This is a genomic window from Leclercia adecarboxylata (assembly GCF_035787115.1).
GTDB lineage: Bacteria > Pseudomonadota > Gammaproteobacteria > Enterobacterales > Enterobacteriaceae > Enterobacter > Enterobacter adecarboxylatus_E.
In genome coordinates, this window is record NZ_JALKTL010000001.1 from 1 (window position 1) to 18,770 (window position 18,770).

Here is an 18,770-nt window from a genome sequence, read left to right on the forward strand (position 1 = left end):
TGATTACATCGAAATGTTTTATAACAGTAAGCGTCGGCATGGTTCTAGCGATCAGATGTCACCGACAGAATATGAAAACCAGTATTATCAACGGCTCAGAAGTGTCTAGATTATCCGTGGCGATTCACAATGGCATTCTCGCAAGAGATAGTTAAGGTGCCAGCGGATGCATAGCTAGACAGAGCGATTAACAATACAGGTAGTAATTTCTTCATTTATTTATCCTTTATACGCTTTAGCTTTTTCAGCAGCGATATCCTTGATGCGTTGTAGCTTCTGCTGTGGTCGATTCAGTAAATCATCTAAGAGGTTTCGTTTAGAAAATCATACAACTCGTTACACCTCTCAGGAAATGTGACATACTCCACACCGCCTTTTGGTGGTAGCCATACAGTACACCTAATGAGCGACGGCTAATCTAAATCTCCTTAAATTTCAAGTGTGTAATAGAAATTAAAATGAAGCTCTTAAAGACAGTACCCGCTGCGATGATGTTAGCGGGAGGCCTGCTTGCGTCGTTAAATGCAGCAGCCGATGATTCCGTTTTTACTGTCATGGATGATCCCTCCACTGCACAGAAACCCTTCGAAGGCAACCTTAACGCAGGTTATCTGGCACAATCGGGCAATACGAAAAGCTCCTCCCTGACCGCTGACACTACTCTGACCTGGTACGGTAACACTACCGCCTGGTCACTGTGGGGCAACGCCAGCAACACTTCCTCTAACGATGAGCGCTCTTCCGAGAAATATGCGGTAGGTGGGCGTAGCCGTTACAACATGACTGACTATGATTATCTGTTCGGCCAGGCGAGCTGGTTGACCGACCGCTACAACGGCTATAAGGAGCGTGATGTGGCGACGGTGGGTTACGGTCGCCAGTTCCTGAATGGTCCGGTACACAGCTTCCGTTTTGAATTTGGTCCGGGTGTTCGTTACGACGAATACACCGATGGCGATACTGAAACCCAGCCACTGGGCTATGCCTCCGGCACCTACGCCTGGCAGCTGACTGATAACGCTAAATTCAGCCAGGGTGTTTCTGTCTTTGGTGCCGACGATACAACCGTCAACTCCGAGACAGCCCTGAATGTTGCGATTAACGCCCATTTCGGGCTGAAAGTTGCATATAACGTGACCTGGAATTCTGAGCCGCCAGCGTCTGCACCGGAACACACCGATCGCAGGACTGTCGTCTCTCTGGGCTACAAAATGTAATTATCACGGGCCAATAATATATTGGCCCGTTTTTAATTTTTGTGCTGATAAATAATAAACGCTGTTTTAAAATATAGCGGTAGCTAATATCTCCATATTCTCTCCATAATCCCTCGTTTTGATAACTGTTCAATTTATTTGACACGAATTGATAAATATTTTGACTATGCAAAAGTGTGATCCAGATCTAAACTGTGAGTACAGGCTAGATATTGCCTTAAGTTGGTCTGTATTAATTCAGTAAGAGAAAAACATTATGAATAAAATCACAACTGCATCTGCAGCATTAGTGCTTTCAGCACTGTCATTCGGCGTATTTGCCGCTGACGCTGTATATAACACTGCCAGTGACACCTCTACACAAATCGGCATCACTAAAGCCTCTGATGTAGAAGCCGGATCAAACATCGCCCCGGGCTCGCAATCCACCGGGCAATCCATGGATGACGCGTTCGACGTGCATAAACTGGTTGCCGGTGAATGGTCCTGATTGATTTTTCAGGCACAATAAATTCATTTGCGGGCAATTATTGCCACTAAAAAAACCGGATTTTGATGTACCGGTTTTTTTATTTTTGTCATTTTTGTAAAGATAATTAAAACGTAAGTTTATATTTGCATCAGGGCTGTAAACCAAACGTGAAATACTATCACGCGATAAGGGGAGGCCAGATTATCCCCATAACATCGCTGCCCAGCGTAATAACAGCATGGCACCACATATGGCGATTAACACAATCACCATCTTCCAGTGTTTTTTTGAAAAGCGTTTCGTCGGCATCAGATCGTCCTTGTCCAGTGGTTTGGTAAGTTTACCAAAGAACAAAGAGTATTGCGCTTCAGCGGGATACTAAAGCCTCAGGCACCTGCAACAACACGCGTCAAAACCAGTGAAACTTATCCGCCAGAATCACGAATAATGCGGTGGCAGAAAGAATGTTCAGGATAACGACGGTTCTGCTGGATACGTTCATAATTTGCCCCATAAAGTGTTGAAGGACCTGTTCAAGAATAGCTCAGCAACCCGGTATTGCGAGAAACTGTCTGAAATTCCACGTTAATCTCATGCAAAAGTACTAAAGCGTACAATCTGCTGTTAAGGGTGTTTTCACCCTTTTGTTAGTGTTACCATCAACGGGCTGATCGTAAATTGCCATTTTTCTGATTTCGATCCTGTGCATGATTGCGAGCCAATTTGACGATTGTTGGTCAGATGGTTTTGCAATTCACTGTAAATTAAAGATTATTCTCTTTGTATGTGCTCTTACGTGTGGGGCACCACTGCAAATAAGGACATAAAATGCCTGTAATTACTCTTCCTGATGGCAGCCAACGCCATTTTGACCGCGCCGTCAGCCCAATGGATGTTGCGCTGGATATCGGCCCTGGTCTGGCGAAAGCCACTATCGCTGGCCGCGTAAACGGTGAGCTGGTTGATGCTTCTGATTTAATCGAAAACGATGCGAAGCTGTCGATCATTACCGCCAAAGACGAAGAAGGTCTGGAGATCATTCGTCACTCCTGCGCGCACCTGCTCGGTCATGCAATCAAACAGCTGTGGCCTAATACTAAAATGGCTATCGGCCCGGTTATCGATAACGGCTTCTATTATGACGTTGACCTTGACCACACGCTGACCCAGGAAGATATCGAAGCCCTCGAAAAGCGTATGCACGAGCTGGCTGAGAGCAACTATGACGTCATTAAGAAGAAAGTGAGCTGGCACGAAGCGCGTGAAACCTTCGTGAAGCGTGGCGAAAGCTACAAAGTCACCATTCTCGATGAAAACATTGCCCATGATGACAAGCCTGGCTTGTATCATCATGAAGAATACGTCGACATGTGCCGTGGACCGCACGTGCCGAATATGCGCTTCTGCCACCACTTCAAACTGATGAAAACTGCGGGCGCTTACTGGCGTGGCGACAGCAACAACAAGATGCTGCAGCGCATTTACGGTACCGCGTGGGCCGACAAAAAAGCCCTGAACGCCTACCTGCAGCGCCTGGAAGAAGCGGCGAAGCGTGACCACCGTAAAATTGGTAAACAGCTCGACCTGTACCATATGCAGGAAGAAGCGCCGGGTATGGTGTTCTGGCACAACGACGGCTGGACTATCTTCCGTGAGCTGGAAACCTTCGTACGCTCCAAGCTGAAAGAGTACCAGTATCAGGAAGTGAAAGGCCCGTTCATGATGGACCGTGTGCTGTGGGAAAAAACCGGCCACTGGGACAACTACAAAGATGCGATGTTCACTACCTCTTCTGAGAACCGTGAATACTGCATCAAGCCAATGAACTGCCCGGGTCACGTTCAGATCTTTAACCAGGGTTTGAAATCCTACCGCGATCTGCCGCTGCGTATGGCGGAGTTCGGTAGCTGCCACCGTAACGAGCCATCAGGCGCGTTGCATGGTCTGATGCGTGTTCGTGGCTTTACGCAGGATGATGCGCACATCTTCTGTACTGAAGATCAGGTGCGTGATGAAGTTAACGCCTGTATTCGTATGGTCTACGATATGTACAGCACCTTTGGCTTCGAGAAGATCGTCGTCAAACTCTCAACTCGTCCTGAAAAGCGTATCGGCAGCGACGAGACCTGGGATCGTGCTGAGGCGGATCTGGCCGTCGCGCTGGAAGAGAACGGTATCCCGTTTGAATACCAGCTGGGCGAAGGCGCATTTTATGGTCCGAAAATTGAATTTACCCTGTATGACTGCCTCGATCGTGCTTGGCAGTGCGGTACTGTACAGCTGGACTTCTCCCTGCCGCAGCGTTTAAGCGCCTCTTATGTTGGCGAAGACAACGAGCGACAGGTGCCGGTAATGATTCACCGTGCGATCCTCGGTTCCCTGGAACGCTTCATCGGCATCCTGACCGAAGAGTTCGCGGGCTTCTTCCCGACCTGGCTTGCGCCGGTGCAGGTAGTAGTGATGAACATTACCGATTCTCAGTCTGAATACGTTAAAGAATTGACGCAGAAACTACAAAATGCGGGCATTCGCGTAAAAGCGGACTTGAGAAATGAGAAGATTGGCTTTAAAATCCGCGAGCACACTTTACGTCGTGTCCCGTATATGCTGGTCTGTGGTGATAAAGAGGTGGAAGCAGGCAAAGTTGCCGTTCGCACCCGCCGTGGTAAAGACCTGGGCAGTCTGGACGTAAATGAAGTGATTGAGAAGCTGCAACAAGAGATTCGCAGCCGCAGTCTTCAACAACTGGAGGAATAAGGTATTAAAGGCGGAAAACGAGTTCAAACGGCACGTCCGAATCGTATCAATGGCGAGATTCGCGCCCAGGAAGTTCGCTTAACAGGTCTGGAAGGCGAGCAGCTGGGGATTGTGAGTCTGAGAGAAGCAATCGAAAAGGCTGAAGAAGCTGGAGTAGATTTAGTTGAAATCAGCCCTAACGCCGAACCGCCAGTTTGTCGTATCATGGACTACGGCAAGTTCCTTTATGAAAAGAGTAAGTCTTCTAAGGAACAGAAGAAGAAGCAAAAAGTTATCCAGGTTAAGGAAATCAAATTCCGTCCTGGTACCGACGATGGCGATTATCAGGTAAAACTCCGCAGCCTGATTCGCTTTCTGGAAGATGGCGATAAGGCCAAGATCACGCTGCGTTTCCGCGGTCGTGAGATGGCCCACCAACAGATCGGTATGGAAGTGCTTAACCGCGTCCGTGACGATCTGAGTGAACTGGCAGTAGTCGAATCCTTCCCTACGAAGATCGAAGGCCGCCAGATGATCATGGTGCTCGCTCCTAAGAAGAAACAGTAAGGCCTTCAAGTAGCAATTCCTGTGGAGCCTACAGGCTTCGCAGGTTTTGTTCGCCTACGTTTCGTTTATTTAACAATGCGAAGTGGAAGTTATTAAAATGCCAAAAATTAAGACCGTACGCGGTGCTGCTAAGCGCTTCAAAAAAACCGGTAAAGGTGGTTTTAAGCACAAGCACGCTAACCTGCGTCACATTCTGACTAAGAAAGCTACCAAGCGTAAACGTCACCTGCGTCCAAAAGCCATGGTTTCTAAAGGCGATCTGGGCCTGGTAATCGCGTGCCTGCCGTACGCATAAGTCGTTAACGTTTAACTTTTTTAACTTAGAATAGATACAGGAGAGCACACATGGCTCGCGTAAAACGTGGTGTAATTGCACGTGCACGTCACAAGAAAATTTTGAAACAAGCTAAAGGCTACTACGGTGCGCGTTCACGCGTATACCGCGTTGCCTTCCAGGCTGTTATCAAAGCAGGTCAGTACGCTTACCGTGACCGTCGTCAGCGTAAGCGTCAGTTCCGTCAACTGTGGATTGCGCGTATCAACGCAGCAGCACGTCAGAACGGTATTTCTTACAGCAAATTCATCAACGGCCTGAAAAAAGCCTCTGTTGAAATCGACCGTAAGATCCTGGCTGACATCGCAGTATTCGACAAAGTAGCGTTCACCGCTCTGGTCGAAAAAGCGAAAGCAGCTCTGGCATAAGCCAGTTGAAAGGGGGAGCTCTGCTCCCTCTTTTCGTTTCAACAGCATCAAAACATTGACAATTTTCTGGCGACCCTTTTCAATAAGGCGACAGGTCCCATACCACACAAGGTAACGCAAGCATGAATGCTGCTATTTTCCGCTTCTTCTTTTACTTTAGCACCTGACATCAGGAGGCTAGCGCGTGAAAGACGAAACGGAAAACAGCGCCAGAAAGCCTCCTGATGGAGGCTTTTTTCGTATCTGCCGCTTGTAAATATCGCTACATAACGAGGAAAACCATGTCACATCTCGCAGAGCTGGTTGCCAGTGCAACGGCCGCCATTAACCAGGCCTCAGATGTTGCCGCGTTAGACAACGTCCGCGTCGAATATCTGGGCAAGAAAGGGCACCTGACCCTTCAAATGACTACCCTGCGTGAGTTGCCGCCAGAAGAGCGTCCGGCTGCAGGTGCGGTAATTAACGAAGCCAAAGAGCAGGTTCAGCAGGTGTTGAACGAGCGTAAAAACGCGCTGGAAAGCGCCGCGCTGAACGCCCGTCTGGCGGCTGAGACCATCGACGTCTCTCTGCCGGGTCGTCGTATTGAAAACGGTGGCCTGCACCCGGTCACGAGGACTATTGACCGCATTGAAAGTTTCTTCGGTGAGCTCGGCTTTACCGTGGCGACCGGCCCGGAAATCGAAGACGATTACCATAACTTCGATGCCCTGAATATCCCAGGCCACCACCCGGCACGTGCTGACCACGACACTTTCTGGTTCGATGCCACTCGCCTGCTGCGTACCCAGACTTCTGGCGTGCAGATCCGCACCATGAAAGAGAAGCAGCCGCCAATCCGCATTATTGCGCCAGGGCGCGTCTATCGTAACGACTACGATCAGACCCACACCCCAATGTTCCATCAGATGGAAGGGCTGATCGTTGATAAAAATATCAGCTTTACCAATCTGAAAGGCACCCTGCACGATTTCCTGAGCAACTTCTTTGAAGAAGATCTGCAGATCCGTTTCCGTCCGTCCTACTTCCCGTTCACCGAGCCTTCAGCGGAAGTTGACGTGATGGGTAAAAACGGCAAGTGGCTGGAAGTGCTGGGTTGCGGCATGGTTCACCCGAACGTTCTGCGTAATGTTGGCATTGACCCGGAAGTTTACTCCGGCTTTGCGTTCGGTATGGGCATGGAACGTCTGACCATGCTGCGTTACGGCGTCGCCGACTTGCGCGCTTTCTTCGAAAACGATCTGCGTTTCCTCAAACAGTTTAAATAAGGGCAGGACAGAACAATGAAATTCAGTGAACTGTGGTTACGCGAATGGGTGAACACCGCGCTCGACAGCGAGGCGCTCTCTAACCAGATCACCATGGCAGGCCTGGAAGTGGACGGCGTTGAGCCGGTTGCAGGCGCCTTTAACGGCGTGGTTGTCGGCGAAGTCGTGGAGTGCGGCCAGCACCCTAACGCAGACAAACTGCGTGTTACCAAAGTCAACGTGGGCGGCGAGCGCCTGCTCGATATCGTCTGCGGCGCGGCGAACTGCCGTCAGGGCCTGAAGGTGGCCGTGGCGACCGTGGGTGCGGTACTGCCAGGCGATTTCAAAATCAAAGCGGCGAAACTGCGCGGTGAGCCGTCTGAAGGCATGCTGTGCTCTTTCTCTGAGCTGGGTATTTCCGACGATCACTCTGGCATCATTGAGCTGCCAGCGGATGCGCCGATCGGTACCGACCTGCGTGAATATCTGAATCTTGATGACAACACCATCGAAATCAGCGTTACCCCGAACCGTGCCGACTGTTTAGGCATTATCGGCGTGGCCCGTGATGTGGCCGTTCTGAATCAAACCGAACTGAACGTACCAGAAATTGCGCCAGTTGCCGCCACCATCAGCGACACGCTGCCGATTCAGGTTGATGCTCCTGACGCCTGTCCGCGCTACCTTGGCCGAGTGGTTAAAGGCATCAACGTGAAGGCGCCAACGCCACTGTGGATGAAAGAGAAGCTGCGTCGCTGCGGCATTCGTTCTATCGACGCTGTGGTTGACGTTACCAACTACGTTCTGCTGGAGCTGGGTCAGCCGATGCATGCATTCGATAAGGATCGTATCGAAGGCGGAATCAAAGTGCGTATGGCGAAAGAGGGCGAAACCCTGGTTCTGCTCGACGGCAGCGAAGCCAAACTGAATGCCGATACCCTGGTTATTGCTGACCACAACAAAGCGCTGGCAATGGGCGGGATCTTCGGCGGCGACCACTCCGGCGTGAATGATGAAACCCAGAACGTGCTGCTGGAGTGCGCCTTCTTTAGCCCGCTGTCCATTACCGGTCGCGCGCGTCGTCACGGCCTGCATACCGATGCCTCTCACCGCTACGAGCGCGGTGTGGACCCGGCGCTGCAATATAAAGCGATGGAGCGCGCAACCCGCCTGCTGATCGACATCTGCGGCGGTGAAGCCGGTCCGGTTATTGATGTTACCAGCGAGGCGCATCTGCCGAAGCCTGCGACCATCACCCTGCGTCGCAGCAAGCTGGATCGCCTGATTGGCCATCACATTGCCGATGAGCAGGTGAGTGATATCCTGCGTCGTCTGGGCTGTGAAGTGACTGAAGGTCAGGATCAGTGGCAGGCCGTTGCGCCGAGCTGGCGTTTCGACATGGAGATCGAAGAAGATCTGGTGGAAGAAGTGGCCCGCGTTTACGGCTACAACAACATTCCTGATGAGCCAGTGCAGGCAGGCCTGGTGATGGGTTCCCATCGTGAAGCCGACCTCTCCCTGAAGCGTGTGAAAACCATGCTGAACGACAAAGGCTACCAGGAAGTGATCACCTACAGCTTTGTTGACCCGAAAGTGCAACAGCTGATCCACCCGGGCCAGGAAGCGTTGATCCTGCCAAGCCCAATCTCCAGCGAAATGTCCGCCATGCGTCTGTCGCTGCTGACCGGTCTGCTGGGCACCATCGTCTACAACCAGAACCGTCAGCAGAGCCGTGTGCGTATTTTCGAAACCGGCCTGCGCTTTGTTCCGGATACCCAGGCAAGTCTTGGCATTCGTCAGGATCTGATGCTGGCAGGCGCCATCTGCGGCAACCGTTATGAAGAGCACTGGGACCTCAGCAAAAACAGCGTTGATTTTTACGACCTGAAAGGCGATCTGGAATCTGTCCTGGAACTGACCGGTAAATTGTCTGAAATTGAGTTCCGCGCAGAAGCCATTCCGGCACTGCATCCGGGCCAGAGCGCCGCGATTTATCTGAAAGGTGAACGCGTTGGTTTCATTGGTGTTGTGCACCCTGAGCTGGAGCGCAAGCTGGATCTCAATGGCCGCACACTGGCGTTTGAGCTGGAGTGGAACAAGGTCGCAGACCGCGTCATTCCTGAGGCTCAGGAGATTTCTCGCTTCCCGGCGAACCGTCGTGATATCGCAGTTGTGGTGGCTGAAAATGTACCTGCCGCAGATATTTTGGCCGAATGTAAGAAAGTTGGCGTAAATCAGGTAGTTGGCGTAAACTTATTTGACGTGTACCGCGGCAAGGGCGTAGCAGAGGGCTTTAAGAGCCTGGCTATCAGCCTGATCCTTCAGGATACCAGCCGTACACTCGAAGAAGAGGAGATTGCCGCTACCGTCGCCAAATGTGTAGAGGCATTAAAAGAGCGATTCCAGGCATCATTGAGGGATTGAACCTATGGCGCTTACAAAAGCTGAAATGTCCGAATATCTGTTTGATAAGCTTGGGCTTAGCAAACGGGATGCCAAAGAGCTGGTTGAGCTGTTTTTCGAAGAGATCCGTCGCGCTCTGGAAAACGGTGAGCAGGTAAAACTCTCCGGCTTTGGTAACTTTGATTTGCGCGACAAAAATCAACGTCCGGGTCGTAACCCGAAGACGGGTGAGGATATTCCCATTACAGCTCGCCGCGTGGTGACCTTCAGACCCGGACAGAAGTTAAAAAGCCGTGTCGAAAACGCTTCACCCAAAGCAGAGTGAGATGATCTAACTAAAAAGGCCGCTAATGCGGCCTTTTTTCTTTGCGCAGCGCTAAACCCACCGTAAAATCAATCACATCATCCATCCGCAAAATGACGCTCATGCCCGACTTCGCCCGTCTGCAGTATCGCTCCGATCTGCGTAAATTGCTCTTTCTGTCACTGGGGCTGGTCATCGCGCTGGGACTGAGCCTTTGCGCGGGCGATCAATGGATCGGGCCGCAGTCATGGTTTACGCCCCGGGGCGAGCTGTTTATCTGGCAGATCCGTCTGCCGCGCACCCTGGCCGTGGTGCTGGTGGGCGCTGCGCTGGCGCTGAGCGGAACCATCATGCAGGCGCTGTTTGATAACCCGTTAGCGGAGCCTGGTCTGTTAGGCGTTTCGAACGGGGCCGGTGTCGGACTGATTGCCGCGGTGATGCTGGGGGGCGGAGCGCTGTCAGGCTGGCATTTGAGCCTCTGCGCAATCGCCGGGGCGCTTGTCATTACCCTTATTTTACTGCGTTTTGCCCGCCGCCATCTCTCGGTAAGCCGTTTGCTGCTTGCCGGGGTAGCGCTGGGCATTATCTGCAGCGCCCTGATGACCTGGGCGGTCTATTTTTCTACCTCGTTTGATCTGCGCCAGCTCATGTACTGGATGATGGGCGGCTTCGGGGGTGTGGACTGGGGGCAGGGCTGGCTGATGCTGCTGCTGGTACCCGCCATCGTCTGGGCCTGTTTTCAGGCCGCACCGCTGAACGTGCTGGTTCTGGGGGAGATTTCGGCCCGCCAGCTGGGTCTGCCGCTGACTTTCTGGCGCAACATCCTGGTGATAGCCATTGGCTGGATGGTGGGCGTGAGCGTGGCGCTGGCTGGCGCCATTGGCTTTATCGGGCTTGTTATCCCCCATATGCTGCGTTTGGGCGGCATTACCGATCACCGTCTGCTGCTGCCCGCTGCGGCCGTTGCAGGCGGCGCCACGCTGCTTATCGCCGACATCATTGCGCGGCTGGCGCTGACGGCGGCGGAGTTGCCGATCGGTGTCGTCACCGCTACGCTGGGTGCACCCGTATTTATCTGGCTATTATTAAAAGCTGGCCGCTAAGGCTGCCAATCTGAACGACAACCTGAGGGAATGCTATGCCGAACGATATTCTGAACACCGAAGTGACGACCATCGATGGAGAAAAGACCACCCTGGAAGGCTATAAGGGCCAGGTTCTGCTGGTGGTCAATGTGGCGTCTAAATGCGGTCTGACCCCACAGTACGAGCAGCTGGAAGCGATGCAGAAGGCGTGGGAAAAGGAGGGTTTCACCGTGCTGGGCTTCCCGTGCAACCAGTTCCTCGGCCAGGAGCCAGGCAGCGAAGAAGAGATCAAGACGTTCTGCAGCACCACCTATGGCGTGACCTTCCCGATGTTCAGCAAAGTGGATGTTAACGGTGAGAACCGCCATCCGGTTTATCAGAAAATGATTGCGGCAGCGCCAACCGCCGTTGCGCCAGAAGGCAGCGGTTTTTATGAGCGTATGGCCAGTAAGGGCCGCGCGCCGCTCTATCCGGACGATATTCTGTGGAACTTCGAGAAGTTCCTGGTAGGACGCGACGGAAAGGTAATCCAGCGATTCTCCCCGGACATGACGCCAGAGGATCCGGTTATCACCGCAGCGGTTAAACAGGCGCTGGCGAGCTAATGACCGTGCTGATGCAGCTCAGCGCCGTGGCGGTAAAAGGCCGGCTGGGCCCGCTCGATATTGCCGTTAATCACGGGGAGATCGTTCATCTCGTCGGTCCGAACGGCGCCGGGAAAAGCACTTTGCTCTCCAGGATGGCGGGCTTAACCCCTGGCGAAGGGGAGATCACCTTGCAGGGGGAGCCGCTTTCCCGGTGGTCTTCCGCGTCACTGGCCAGCCGCAGAGCGTATCTGGCGCAGCAGCAACCTGCGCCGTTCGCTATGCCCGTCTGGCACTACCTCATGCTGCATCAGCACAACAACCTGCATAAAACGTTGTTACATGACGTGGCGGCGATGCTGGGTATAGAAGATAAACTGTCCCGGCACGTGAGCCAGCTCTCGGGCGGAGAGTGGCAGCGCGTTCGGCTGGCAGCGGTGATCCTGCAAATTCATCCTGAAGGCAACCCGCACGGCCAGCTACTGCTGCTGGATGAACCGATGACAAGTCTCGATGTCGCCCAGCAGGTGGCGCTCGACAGAGCGTTAAGCGCCCTGTCAGGGAAGGGGATTGCGGTGATCATGAGCAGCCACGACCTGAACCATACGCTGCGCCATGCCCACCGTGTCTGGTTGCTGAAGCGAGGTCAGCTGATTGCCAGTGGGTCGCGTGACAACGTGCTGACGCCGCCGAACCTGGCCAAAGCGTACGATATGTCCTTCCGCCGCCTGGATATCGAAGGTCACAGAATGATCATTTCGACGTCACAGGAATAACCGCTTGTTGCAGAGCGACATATTCACAGGCTAAATTAGAGAAAACCTAAAAAATCAGAGGATTCGTCGGGAATGCGATTCTGTTTTCTCCTGGTAGCCGCGCTATTGCTTGCAGGATGCAGTAGCCATCGCGCTCCGCCGCCTAATGCGCGGCTGTCTGATTCTATCGCCGTGATTGCCGGTCTTAACGATCAACTGCACAGCTGGGGCGGTACGCCTTATCGCTATGGCGGCATGACGCGCGGCGGCGTAGATTGTTCCGGTTTTGTGCTGCTGACATTTCGCGATCGGTTTGCTCTGCAGTTGCCACGTGAAACGCGCCAGCAGGCGACAATAGGCACCGAAATTGACAAAGGCGACCTGTTACCAGGGGATCTGGTGTTCTTTAAAACCGGCTCTGGAGAAAGCGGACTGCATGTCGGAATATACGATACTGACAATCAATTTATTCATGCCTCAACCAGCCGCGGCGTGATGCGTTCTTCTCTCAACAACGTTTACTGGCGTAAAAACTTCTGGCAAGCCCGACGCATTTAACCCTGTCGCGCCTGGGTGGCGCGGCACTTTTTTAGCTTTAAATGAGATTCGTTTCCCGGTATTAATTTTTGGCTATCCAATGAATTGAATTAATTTTAAGCAATTCTGCTGGTTAGCGAAAACTGGCTATTAAACAGCAACCAGGATAAGATTATTTCAGGACTAAGGAAAATCCGAAAATTAAATGGAACGAATGAGATTATTCTTTTTAAAATCCAGAAGGTTGAATTGCTTCAGCATATGTTTCAGGATGTCTTGTATCGTCTTTAAATCAGGACGGACGCCATGATTGTGATGCTGGATGTTGCTTATCAAACAGAATTTTTATTAGTCCCCGCGCGCCATGACTCAGGAGCGCTCAAGGGTCTTGAAATAAACGTTAACTTTGTTGGCGTTAACAGCCCTGTGCGTATTCCTACCGAACTGATGCGCCCTTTGCTGACTCCCGCGCAGGAATTGATGCTGTTTCAGGAGCAACTCGCTCTGCTCGAAACCTGCAAACTCTTTTTTATTCAGCAACAACTTCTGGCATGGATAAATATATCTCCGGTGATTGTTGAATACCTGATAACGGAAGAGGAGGGTGTTTCAATATGTGAACGGTATCCGTGGCTGGAGTTCACCATTTATGAGAACTATCCAGGCCTTAACACAGGCAATTTAAATACCACGCTAATGAATTTCGCGCTGCGTTTTCCGCTGGTGCTGGGCAATTTTGGCGCCGGGGATGCATCAACCAAAGCCATTTTTGACGGCATGTTTAAACGTGTGGCCCTGGATAAGAGTTTCACTCAGCAGCATCTTACTGAAAATACATTTGATCCTTTTTTACGCGCGATCTTCACCCAGGTGTCGCCGTACTGTCAGTCGCTGATGGTGGCGGGCGTTGATGACGTCATGGCACTGGAGCGATTGTCGGTTTACGGCTTCAGCGCCATGCAGGGCAACCTGTGGCCTGCCGTCCCCCTTGAGCGAATCACCTCGCTGGTGCAGGGATAACCCTTGTCTTACCTGGTGTTTAACACCTGACAAACCCACTACACTAAAAGCAGGAGGACCTATGACCCTGTCTTTTACCGCGCACTGGCATGATGAACTACCCGGTTTTTATACGGCCCTGAAACCCACTCCCCTGAACAATGCCCGCCTGATCTGGCACAACACGGCGCTGGCTGACGAACTGGCGATCCCGGCCTCGCTGTTCAGTCCCGAACAGGGCGCTGGCGTCTTTGGTGGCGAAACGCTGCTGCCAGGCATGCAGCCGCTGGCGCAGGTCTACAGCGGCCATCAGTTCGGCGTCTGGGCCGGGCAGCTGGGAGACGGGCGGGGGATCCTGCTCGGTGAACAGCAGCTCGCCAACGGGCAAACTATGGACTGGCACCTGAAAGGCGCCGGGCTCACCCCTTACTCGCGTATGGGCGATGGCCGCGCCGTGCTGCGCTCCACCATCCGCGAAAGCCTGGCATCTGAAGCGATGCACGCCCTGGGTATTCCTACCACCCGCGCGCTGTCGATCGTCACCAGCGATACCCCCGTCGCGCGCGAGACCATGGAGCAGGGCGCGATGCTGATCCGCATTGCCCAGAGCCACGCCCGCTTCGGCCATTTCGAGCACTTCTACTATCGCCGCGAGCCGGAGAAAGTTCGCCAGCTGGCGGATTTTGTCATTCGCCATCACTGGCCACAGTGGCAGGACGACGCCGATAAGTACATTCTCTGGTTCCGCGACGTGGTGGCGCGTACGGCGTCGCTGATCGCCAGCTGGCAGACGGTGGGTTTTGCCCACGGCGTGATGAATACCGATAACATGTCGATCCTCGGGCTGACCATCGATTACGGCCCGTACGGTTTCCTTGACGATTATCAGCCGGGCTATATCTGCAACCACTCTGATTATCAGGGGCGGTACAGCTTTGATAATCAGCCAGCGGTAGGGCTGTGGAACCTGCAGCGCCTGGCCCAGTCGCTGTCCCCGTTTATCGAGGTGGAAGCGCTTAACGACGCGCTGGATAGCTATCAGGAAATATTGCTCCAGCAGTACGGCAAACTAATGCGCCGCAAGCTGGGGCTGATGACCCAGGAGAAGGGTGACAATACCCTGCTGAACAACCTGTTTGCGCTGATGGCCCGGGAAGGCAGCGACTACACCCGCACGTTCCGTATGCTGGGGCAAACCGAACAGCAAAGCGCAGCCTCGCCGCTGCGCGATGAGTTTATCGATCGTCAGGCGTTTGATGACTGGTTTGCCACTTACCGCGCACGACTGCAACAGGAGAACGTGGCGGATGATGTGCGCCAGGCGCAGATGAACGCCGTCAATCCGGCGATGGTGCTGCGTAACTGGCTGGCGCAGCGCGCGATCGAGCAGGCCGAAAAAGGCGATTACGCCGAGCTTCACCGCCTGCATGAGGCCCTGCGAACGCCGTATGTCGACCGCAACGATGACTATATCAGCCGCCCACCCGACTGGGGCAAGCGGCTTGAAGTGAGCTGTTCCAGCTAAGGTGCGAGAAAAACCTGTGGGGCAGGGTGCGATGGATGCTGGCCCACATGCACCTGCGCACCGTACCAGCGCGCCAGGTCATCAGCCTGTAAAACCAGCTGTGGCGTCCCCTGCGAGACGATCCTGCCCTCGTGCAGCAGCACGATCCGGTCTGCCCATAAGGCGGCCAGATTGAGATCGTGCAGCACCACGCAGACGTGCAGGTTTCCCTCGCCGGTGAGCGCCTTCAGCAGACGCAGCAGATGCTGCTGATGGTAAAGATCCAGCGCTGATGTTGGCTCATCAAGAAACAACCAGCCGCGTGGCGCCCCTTCGTACCACAGCTGCGCCAGCGCGCGGGCCAGCTGAACGCGCTGCTGCTCTCCGCCGGACAGCGCCGCATACTGGCGACCGGCCAGCGGCTGGCAGCCGGTAATACGCATCACCTCGTTGACGATCTGCGGCTCGGGCTGTGCTGTCCACGGCGAACGTCCCATGCCGATCACCGCCTCCACCGGCCAGTCAAAGCCGAGCTGGGTTTGCTGGCGCATCACTGCCCGCTGGCGCGACAGGCTCTGTGTACTCCAGCCCGTCAGCGCTTTTCCGTTAAGCCAACAGCAACCCGCATCCGGTTTGAGAAAACCGGTTAACAGGCGCAGCAGGGTAGATTTACCCGCGCCGTTGGGGCCGATTAGCGCCACCAGTTCTCCCTGAGAAAGCGACAGCGTTACGTCGCGCAGCACCGTCCGGCCCGCGACGCGGTAGGTTAAATCTTCGGCGAGTAAGGGTTCAGCCATGCTGGCCTCCGCGACGAAAGATAAGCCACAGGAACCAGGGCGCGCCGAGGATGCTGGTCAGCAATCCTACCGGCATCTCCGCCGGGGCGACCAGCGTGCGTGCGGCGGTATCGGCAATCAGCAGCAAAAACGCCCCCGCCAGCACCGAGCCGGGGATCGTTGCCCGGTGATCCGACCCCAGCCACATGCGCATCAGGTGCGGTACCACCAGGCCAATAAAGCCAATCACGCCGCTGACGGCCACCGCAGCGGCTACCAGAAGCGCGCTGCATAAAAGCAAAATGCGCTGGACGACCCGCACATCGACGCCCAGATAGTGCGCCTCTTCCTCGCCAAGCTGCAGCAGATTCAGGGCAGATGCCAGCCGCCAGATAACCAGCACCGTCGGGACCATCAGGGAGGTCATCGCCAGCAGGGTAGACCACTGGGCCTGGCCGAGGCTGCCCATTCCCCACAGTGAGAGCTGGCGCAGCTGAGCGTCATTGCTCACCCAGGAGAGCACCCCCACCGCTGAACCGCACAGGGCATTGATGGCGATCCCCACCAGCAGCAGGCGCGAAAGCGATCCTTCCCGCTGCTGGCTGAGCAGAAAAATAACGACTGTTGCCACCAGCGCGCCGAGAAAGGCCGCCAGCATCGGGGCGTAGAGCATCAGCAGCCCCGGCAGCGTAACGGGCAGCACCACCCACAGCGCGACGGCGCAGGCGGCACCGCTGCTGATCCCCAGCAAACCGGGGTCGGCAAGCGGGTTGCGAAACAGCCCCTGCATTACGCAGCCCGCCAGCGCCAGTGCCCCGCCGATCGCCAGTGCCAGCAGCACCCGCGGCAGGCGAATGGTGAGCCAGATCTGGCGCAACGCCTCGTCGCTGCCGTTCCAGAGCAGGTTCACCGGCAGACGCAACGCGCCAAAACCGGTGGCTAACAGCGTCATCAGGGCCAGCATCAGCGCCAGCCCCCATAGCGAGCAGAGGATTCTGCGCGACATCAGGGGAGCTGCTCCGCCCGGGTACGCAGCTCAACGATAGCCTGCGGCGTGCGCACGCTAAACCCGAGTAGCGCCATGTCGTCGATCTGTAACACCTGCTTATTGCGACCCGCCGGAGTTTGCGCCAGACCTGGCAGCTTCCACAGATTCGCTTCCCCACCCATCGCTGTTACCCCATCCTGAGAGATCACCACCAGATCCGGCTGGCTGGCTATCACTCCCTCCTGAGAGAGTGGCTGATAGCGGGTGAAGCCCTGCATGGCGTTACGTAGCCCGGCCGCGCGGATCGCCGCATCGGCGCCAGTATCCTGCCCGGCAGCCATGGCGGTCATTCCGCCGTGGTTGAGGATGAACAGCACCCGCTTGTTGAGCGGGGAAGAGGGGAGCGCGGCCAAAGCCTTTTGCAGGCTTTGGCGCAGAACTTCGCCTTCGGCAACGCGATGTGTTGCCGCAGCCACCACCCGCACTTTCTCGTCGATAACGCTCAGCGCATTGCTGCCCGGTACCGTCACCACGTTAACCTTGCTCTGTCCCACCTGTTTGAGCACCAGCGAAGGTTGCGCCTGGGCGCTGGCTAACACCAGCGTCGGCCGCATCGCCAGGATCCCCTCGGCGTTAAGCTGGCGCAGATAGCCCACGTCCGGCAGCGAGGCGGCCTGCTTCGGCCACTGACTGGTACTGTCACGCGCCACCAGCGAATCTCCCGCTCCCAGGGCATAGACAATCTCCGTCACGTCGCCGCCGAGGGTGACAATCTTCTCCTCAGGCGCGGCGAAAGCGGCCAGCGGCAGGGCGGCAATCAGGGCAAGCAGTTTCCTCATGCAGCCAGCCCTTTCACCGTCAGGGCGTCAATCTGAGAGCGCCACTGGCTCTGCTCCGGCTCGCCTTCAGTACGCTGACCATACAGCTGCGCGATTTGCGTGCCGTCGGCAGCAAACAGCTCAAGGCTGGTGACGTGGCCGTCGGCGGTGGGTTTACGCGTCACCCAGCTTTCAGCGATGGTCTCTTCCAGCAGATGCAGGGTGAAGGTCGGGTTGAAGATATTCAGCCAGCCTTTCATCGGCACCACTTTCTCTACCGCACCGGTGAAGATCTGCACGCAGCCGCGGTTGCCGACGAAAATCATGATCTCGTTACCTGCCTGACAAGCGGTGTCCAGCAGCTGCGCCAGGGCGCGGTTATCGACCCGACAGGCCAGATCGTCACCCACCAGACGAAACGCCTGCTGACGTGTCAGCGTGTGACGCTTAAGCAGGCCGAAAAACTGATGAACGTCAGTCATGGCGCGCCATTCGCTGTCCACCGTCGCCGCATCGACGTGAGCTACTTCTGCGCTGACATCGGCAGCCTTTAGTGAAAGCGGCGGGTTATCGGCGAAGATAAAGCGGGACAGCAGATCGCCCCAGGCGGGCATGTCCGTGTTATCGGTGGCGTAGACCTTCAGCAGCGCATCGCCCTGATGGTCGAAGAACTGGATGCTCTGGCGTTCGCCGCGGGCGGTGGTTTCACTGATATGAAATACGCTCGCCCACTGGTTCAGGAACAGGCGTAGATCCAGCGCACGCGGGTTAAGCACCAGTCCGGCATGGCCGTTCAGGTGCTGATTGGTAAAGGCGCCCACCTGCTCGTGGACCGCGTATTCATTGCGGCAGATGCATTTGGTTTCGCCTGCCGCTTCCAGCGCAGCGAGGATCTCGCGGATCTCGCCGTGCAGACGCCAGGCATCGTGCCCCACCCGCGTCCAGGTCAGTTCGGCTTCACTGATGTTCATCAGCGCCGCGATATCACGCGCGTATTTCCCTGGATTTTTTTCTTTTAATTCAAGCCAGCGTGTGTAGTGATTCATTGTCTCTTCCTTCCGGATAAATGCCCCGTAACC

Annotated in this window: 23 protein-coding genes and 1 other annotated feature; of the genes, 17 read left to right on the forward strand and 6 right to left on the reverse strand. The window is 54.9% G+C overall.

Annotated elements, in window-relative coordinates; all coding sequences use genetic code 11:
- From MXM41_RS00005 to MXM41_RS00015, 3 genes are all read left to right on the forward strand, one after another.
- Nucleotides 1–109: IS3 family transposase (locus MXM41_RS00005; protein WP_137986747.1), on the forward strand; the 109-nt coding region annotated here is incomplete at its 5' end.
- 349 nt (nucleotides 110–458) lie between these two features.
- Entirely contained in the window at nucleotides 459–1,217 is a 759-nt protein-coding gene (locus MXM41_RS00010; RefSeq protein WP_325929157.1) for a YdiY family protein, read from the forward strand.
- Between the two features lie 256 nt (nucleotides 1,218–1,473).
- Nucleotides 1,474–1,707 carry a hypothetical protein gene (locus tag MXM41_RS00015; RefSeq protein WP_325929158.1) on the forward strand — a complete coding sequence of 78 codons (234 nt, stop codon included), beginning with the start codon at nucleotides 1,474–1,476 and terminating at the stop codon, nucleotides 1,705–1,707.
- 183 nt (nucleotides 1,708–1,890) lie between these two features.
- Here MXM41_RS00015 and yniD read toward each other — a convergent pair whose 3' ends face one another.
- Complete coding sequence (yniD, locus tag MXM41_RS00020) at nucleotides 1,891–1,998, reverse strand: small membrane protein YniD (RefSeq protein WP_325929160.1); 108 nt, start codon at nucleotides 1,996–1,998, stop codon at nucleotides 1,891–1,893.
- A gap of 100 nt (nucleotides 1,999–2,098) precedes the next feature.
- Nucleotides 2,099–2,203: a stress response membrane protein YncL gene (gene yncL / locus MXM41_RS00025; RefSeq protein WP_325929162.1), complete on the reverse strand. Its 105-nt coding sequence runs from the start codon at nucleotides 2,201–2,203 to the stop codon at nucleotides 2,099–2,101.
- Between the two features lie 314 nt (nucleotides 2,204–2,517).
- On the opposite strand from yncL, the gene thrS reads away from it, so the two are divergent.
- The 14 genes from thrS (at nucleotide 2,518) to selO (ending at nucleotide 15,130) form a co-directional block, all read left to right on the forward strand.
- The gene (gene thrS / locus MXM41_RS00030; protein WP_325929163.1) at nucleotides 2,518–4,446 is read left to right on the forward strand and encodes a threonine--tRNA ligase; all 1,929 of its coding nucleotides are present in this window, start codon (nucleotides 2,518–2,520) and stop codon (nucleotides 4,444–4,446) included.
- 3 nt (nucleotides 4,447–4,449) lie between these two features.
- Nucleotides 4,450–4,992, forward strand: a complete 543-nt coding sequence (gene infC / locus MXM41_RS00035) for a translation initiation factor IF-3 (RefSeq protein ID WP_023616141.1) — start codon at nucleotides 4,450–4,452, stop codon at nucleotides 4,990–4,992.
- A gap of 97 nt (nucleotides 4,993–5,089) precedes the next feature.
- Nucleotides 5,090–5,287, forward strand: a complete 198-nt coding sequence (gene rpmI, locus MXM41_RS00040) for a 50S ribosomal protein L35 (RefSeq protein ID WP_001124225.1) — start codon at nucleotides 5,090–5,092, stop codon at nucleotides 5,285–5,287.
- Between the two features lie 50 nt (nucleotides 5,288–5,337).
- Nucleotides 5,338–5,694, forward strand: a complete 357-nt coding sequence (rplT, locus tag MXM41_RS00045; protein WP_000124850.1) for a 50S ribosomal protein L20 — start codon at nucleotides 5,338–5,340, stop codon at nucleotides 5,692–5,694.
- Between the two features lie 117 nt (nucleotides 5,695–5,811).
- Nucleotides 5,812–5,935 (forward strand) — a sequence feature (Phe leader region).
- Nucleotides 5,817–5,861 carry a pheST operon leader peptide PheM gene (gene pheM / locus MXM41_RS00050; RefSeq protein WP_001386830.1) on the forward strand — a complete coding sequence of 15 codons (45 nt, stop codon included), beginning with the start codon at nucleotides 5,817–5,819 and terminating at the stop codon, nucleotides 5,859–5,861. Its footprint overlaps the feature before it by 45 nt.
- 40 nt (nucleotides 5,936–5,975) lie before the next feature.
- Nucleotides 5,976–6,959, forward strand: a complete 984-nt coding sequence (gene pheS, locus MXM41_RS00055) for a phenylalanine--tRNA ligase subunit alpha (protein WP_325929164.1) — start codon at nucleotides 5,976–5,978, stop codon at nucleotides 6,957–6,959.
- Nucleotides 6,960–6,974: 15 nt separating this feature from the next.
- On the forward strand, nucleotides 6,975–9,362 hold the full coding sequence (gene pheT / locus MXM41_RS00060) for a phenylalanine--tRNA ligase subunit beta (protein WP_325929165.1): 2,388 nt from the start codon (nucleotides 6,975–6,977) through the stop codon (nucleotides 9,360–9,362).
- A gap of 4 nt (nucleotides 9,363–9,366) precedes the next feature.
- Complete coding sequence (gene ihfA / locus MXM41_RS00065) at nucleotides 9,367–9,666, forward strand: integration host factor subunit alpha (protein ID WP_006820203.1); 300 nt, start codon at nucleotides 9,367–9,369, stop codon at nucleotides 9,664–9,666.
- A 101-nt stretch (nucleotides 9,667–9,767) separates the two neighbouring features.
- Nucleotides 9,768–10,748, forward strand: a complete 981-nt coding sequence (gene btuC / locus MXM41_RS00070; protein WP_325929166.1) for a vitamin B12 ABC transporter permease BtuC — start codon at nucleotides 9,768–9,770, stop codon at nucleotides 10,746–10,748.
- Nucleotides 10,749–10,783: 35 nt separating this feature from the next.
- Nucleotides 10,784–11,335 carry a glutathione peroxidase gene (locus MXM41_RS00075; RefSeq protein WP_325929167.1) on the forward strand — a complete coding sequence of 184 codons (552 nt, stop codon included), beginning with the start codon at nucleotides 10,784–10,786 and terminating at the stop codon, nucleotides 11,333–11,335.
- Nucleotides 11,335–12,090 (forward strand): vitamin B12 ABC transporter ATP-binding protein BtuD, encoded by a 756-nt coding sequence (gene btuD, locus MXM41_RS00080; protein WP_325929168.1) that lies wholly within the window; start codon nucleotides 11,335–11,337, stop codon nucleotides 12,088–12,090. Before MXM41_RS00075 ends, btuD begins: the two co-directional genes overlap by 1 nt.
- A 72-nt stretch (nucleotides 12,091–12,162) precedes the next feature.
- A complete protein-coding gene (locus MXM41_RS00085) occupies nucleotides 12,163–12,627 on the forward strand; it encodes an NlpC/P60 family protein (RefSeq protein WP_325929169.1) in 465 nt (154 codons plus the stop codon).
- Nucleotides 12,628–12,912: 285 nt separating this feature from the next.
- Entirely contained in the window at nucleotides 12,913–13,626 is a 714-nt protein-coding gene (locus MXM41_RS00090) for an EAL domain-containing protein (RefSeq protein WP_325929170.1), read from the forward strand.
- Between the two features lie 61 nt (nucleotides 13,627–13,687).
- The gene (selO, locus tag MXM41_RS00095) at nucleotides 13,688–15,130 is read left to right on the forward strand and encodes a protein adenylyltransferase SelO (RefSeq protein ID WP_325929172.1); all 1,443 of its coding nucleotides are present in this window, start codon (nucleotides 13,688–13,690) and stop codon (nucleotides 15,128–15,130) included.
- On the opposite strand, the gene MXM41_RS00100 is transcribed toward selO, so the two are convergent.
- Genes MXM41_RS00100 through chuS form a run of 4 tightly spaced genes read right to left on the reverse strand, consistent with a single transcriptional unit; the run spans nucleotide 15,127 to nucleotide 18,737 of the window.
- A complete protein-coding gene (locus tag MXM41_RS00100; RefSeq protein ID WP_325929173.1) occupies nucleotides 15,127–15,906 on the reverse strand; it encodes a heme ABC transporter ATP-binding protein in 780 nt (259 codons plus the stop codon). The two genes, selO and MXM41_RS00100, sit on opposite strands and share 4 nt — an antisense overlap.
- Entirely contained in the window at nucleotides 15,899–16,891 is a 993-nt protein-coding gene (locus tag MXM41_RS00105) for an iron ABC transporter permease (protein WP_325929174.1), read from the reverse strand. Before MXM41_RS00105 ends, MXM41_RS00100 begins: the two co-directional genes overlap by 8 nt.
- Nucleotides 16,891–17,712, reverse strand: a complete 822-nt coding sequence (locus MXM41_RS00110; RefSeq protein WP_325929175.1) for a hemin ABC transporter substrate-binding protein — start codon at nucleotides 17,710–17,712, stop codon at nucleotides 16,891–16,893. Before MXM41_RS00110 ends, MXM41_RS00105 begins: the two co-directional genes overlap by 1 nt.
- On the reverse strand, nucleotides 17,709–18,737 hold the full coding sequence (gene chuS, locus MXM41_RS00115) for a hematinate-forming heme oxygenase ChuS (protein WP_325929176.1): 1,029 nt from the start codon (nucleotides 18,735–18,737) through the stop codon (nucleotides 17,709–17,711). The genes MXM41_RS00110 and chuS overlap by 4 nt, the downstream gene beginning before the upstream one ends.
- Nucleotides 18,738–18,770: the final 33 nt, after the last annotated feature.

Bases quoted from the DNA above. Each gene is read 5' to 3' on its own strand.
- MXM41_RS00010 (WP_325929157.1), top strand. From the start codon at position 459: ATGAAGCTCTTAAAGACAGTACCCGCTGCGATGATGTTAGCGGGAGGC.
- MXM41_RS00015 (WP_325929158.1), top strand. From the start codon at position 1,474: ATGAATAAAATCACAACTGCATCTGCAGCATTAGTGCTTTCAGCACTG.
- yniD (WP_325929160.1), bottom strand. From the start codon at position 1,998: ATGCCGACGAAACGCTTTTCAAAAAAACACTGGAAGATGGTGATTGTG.
- yncL (WP_325929162.1), bottom strand. From the start codon at position 2,203: ATGGGGCAAATTATGAACGTATCCAGCAGAACCGTCGTTATCCTGAAC.
- thrS (WP_325929163.1), top strand. From the start codon at position 2,518: ATGCCTGTAATTACTCTTCCTGATGGCAGCCAACGCCATTTTGACCGC.
- rpmI (WP_001124225.1), top strand. From the start codon at position 5,090: ATGCCAAAAATTAAGACCGTACGCGGTGCTGCTAAGCGCTTCAAAAAA.
- rplT (WP_000124850.1), top strand. From the start codon at position 5,338: ATGGCTCGCGTAAAACGTGGTGTAATTGCACGTGCACGTCACAAGAAA.
- pheS (WP_325929164.1), top strand. From the start codon at position 5,976: ATGTCACATCTCGCAGAGCTGGTTGCCAGTGCAACGGCCGCCATTAAC.
- pheT (WP_325929165.1), top strand. From the start codon at position 6,975: ATGAAATTCAGTGAACTGTGGTTACGCGAATGGGTGAACACCGCGCTC.
- ihfA (WP_006820203.1), top strand. From the start codon at position 9,367: ATGGCGCTTACAAAAGCTGAAATGTCCGAATATCTGTTTGATAAGCTT.
- btuC (WP_325929166.1), top strand. From the start codon at position 9,768: ATGCCCGACTTCGCCCGTCTGCAGTATCGCTCCGATCTGCGTAAATTG.
- MXM41_RS00075 (WP_325929167.1), top strand. From the start codon at position 10,784: ATGCCGAACGATATTCTGAACACCGAAGTGACGACCATCGATGGAGAA.
- btuD (WP_325929168.1), top strand. From the start codon at position 11,335: ATGACCGTGCTGATGCAGCTCAGCGCCGTGGCGGTAAAAGGCCGGCTG.
- MXM41_RS00085 (WP_325929169.1), top strand. From the start codon at position 12,163: ATGCGATTCTGTTTTCTCCTGGTAGCCGCGCTATTGCTTGCAGGATGC.
- MXM41_RS00090 (WP_325929170.1), top strand. From the start codon at position 12,913: ATGATTGTGATGCTGGATGTTGCTTATCAAACAGAATTTTTATTAGTC.
- selO (WP_325929172.1), top strand. From the start codon at position 13,688: ATGACCCTGTCTTTTACCGCGCACTGGCATGATGAACTACCCGGTTTT.
- MXM41_RS00100 (WP_325929173.1), bottom strand. From the start codon at position 15,906: ATGGCTGAACCCTTACTCGCCGAAGATTTAACCTACCGCGTCGCGGGC.
- MXM41_RS00105 (WP_325929174.1), bottom strand. From the start codon at position 16,891: ATGTCGCGCAGAATCCTCTGCTCGCTATGGGGGCTGGCGCTGATGCTG.
- MXM41_RS00110 (WP_325929175.1), bottom strand. From the start codon at position 17,712: ATGAGGAAACTGCTTGCCCTGATTGCCGCCCTGCCGCTGGCCGCTTTC.
- chuS (WP_325929176.1), bottom strand. From the start codon at position 18,737: ATGAATCACTACACACGCTGGCTTGAATTAAAAGAAAAAAATCCAGGG.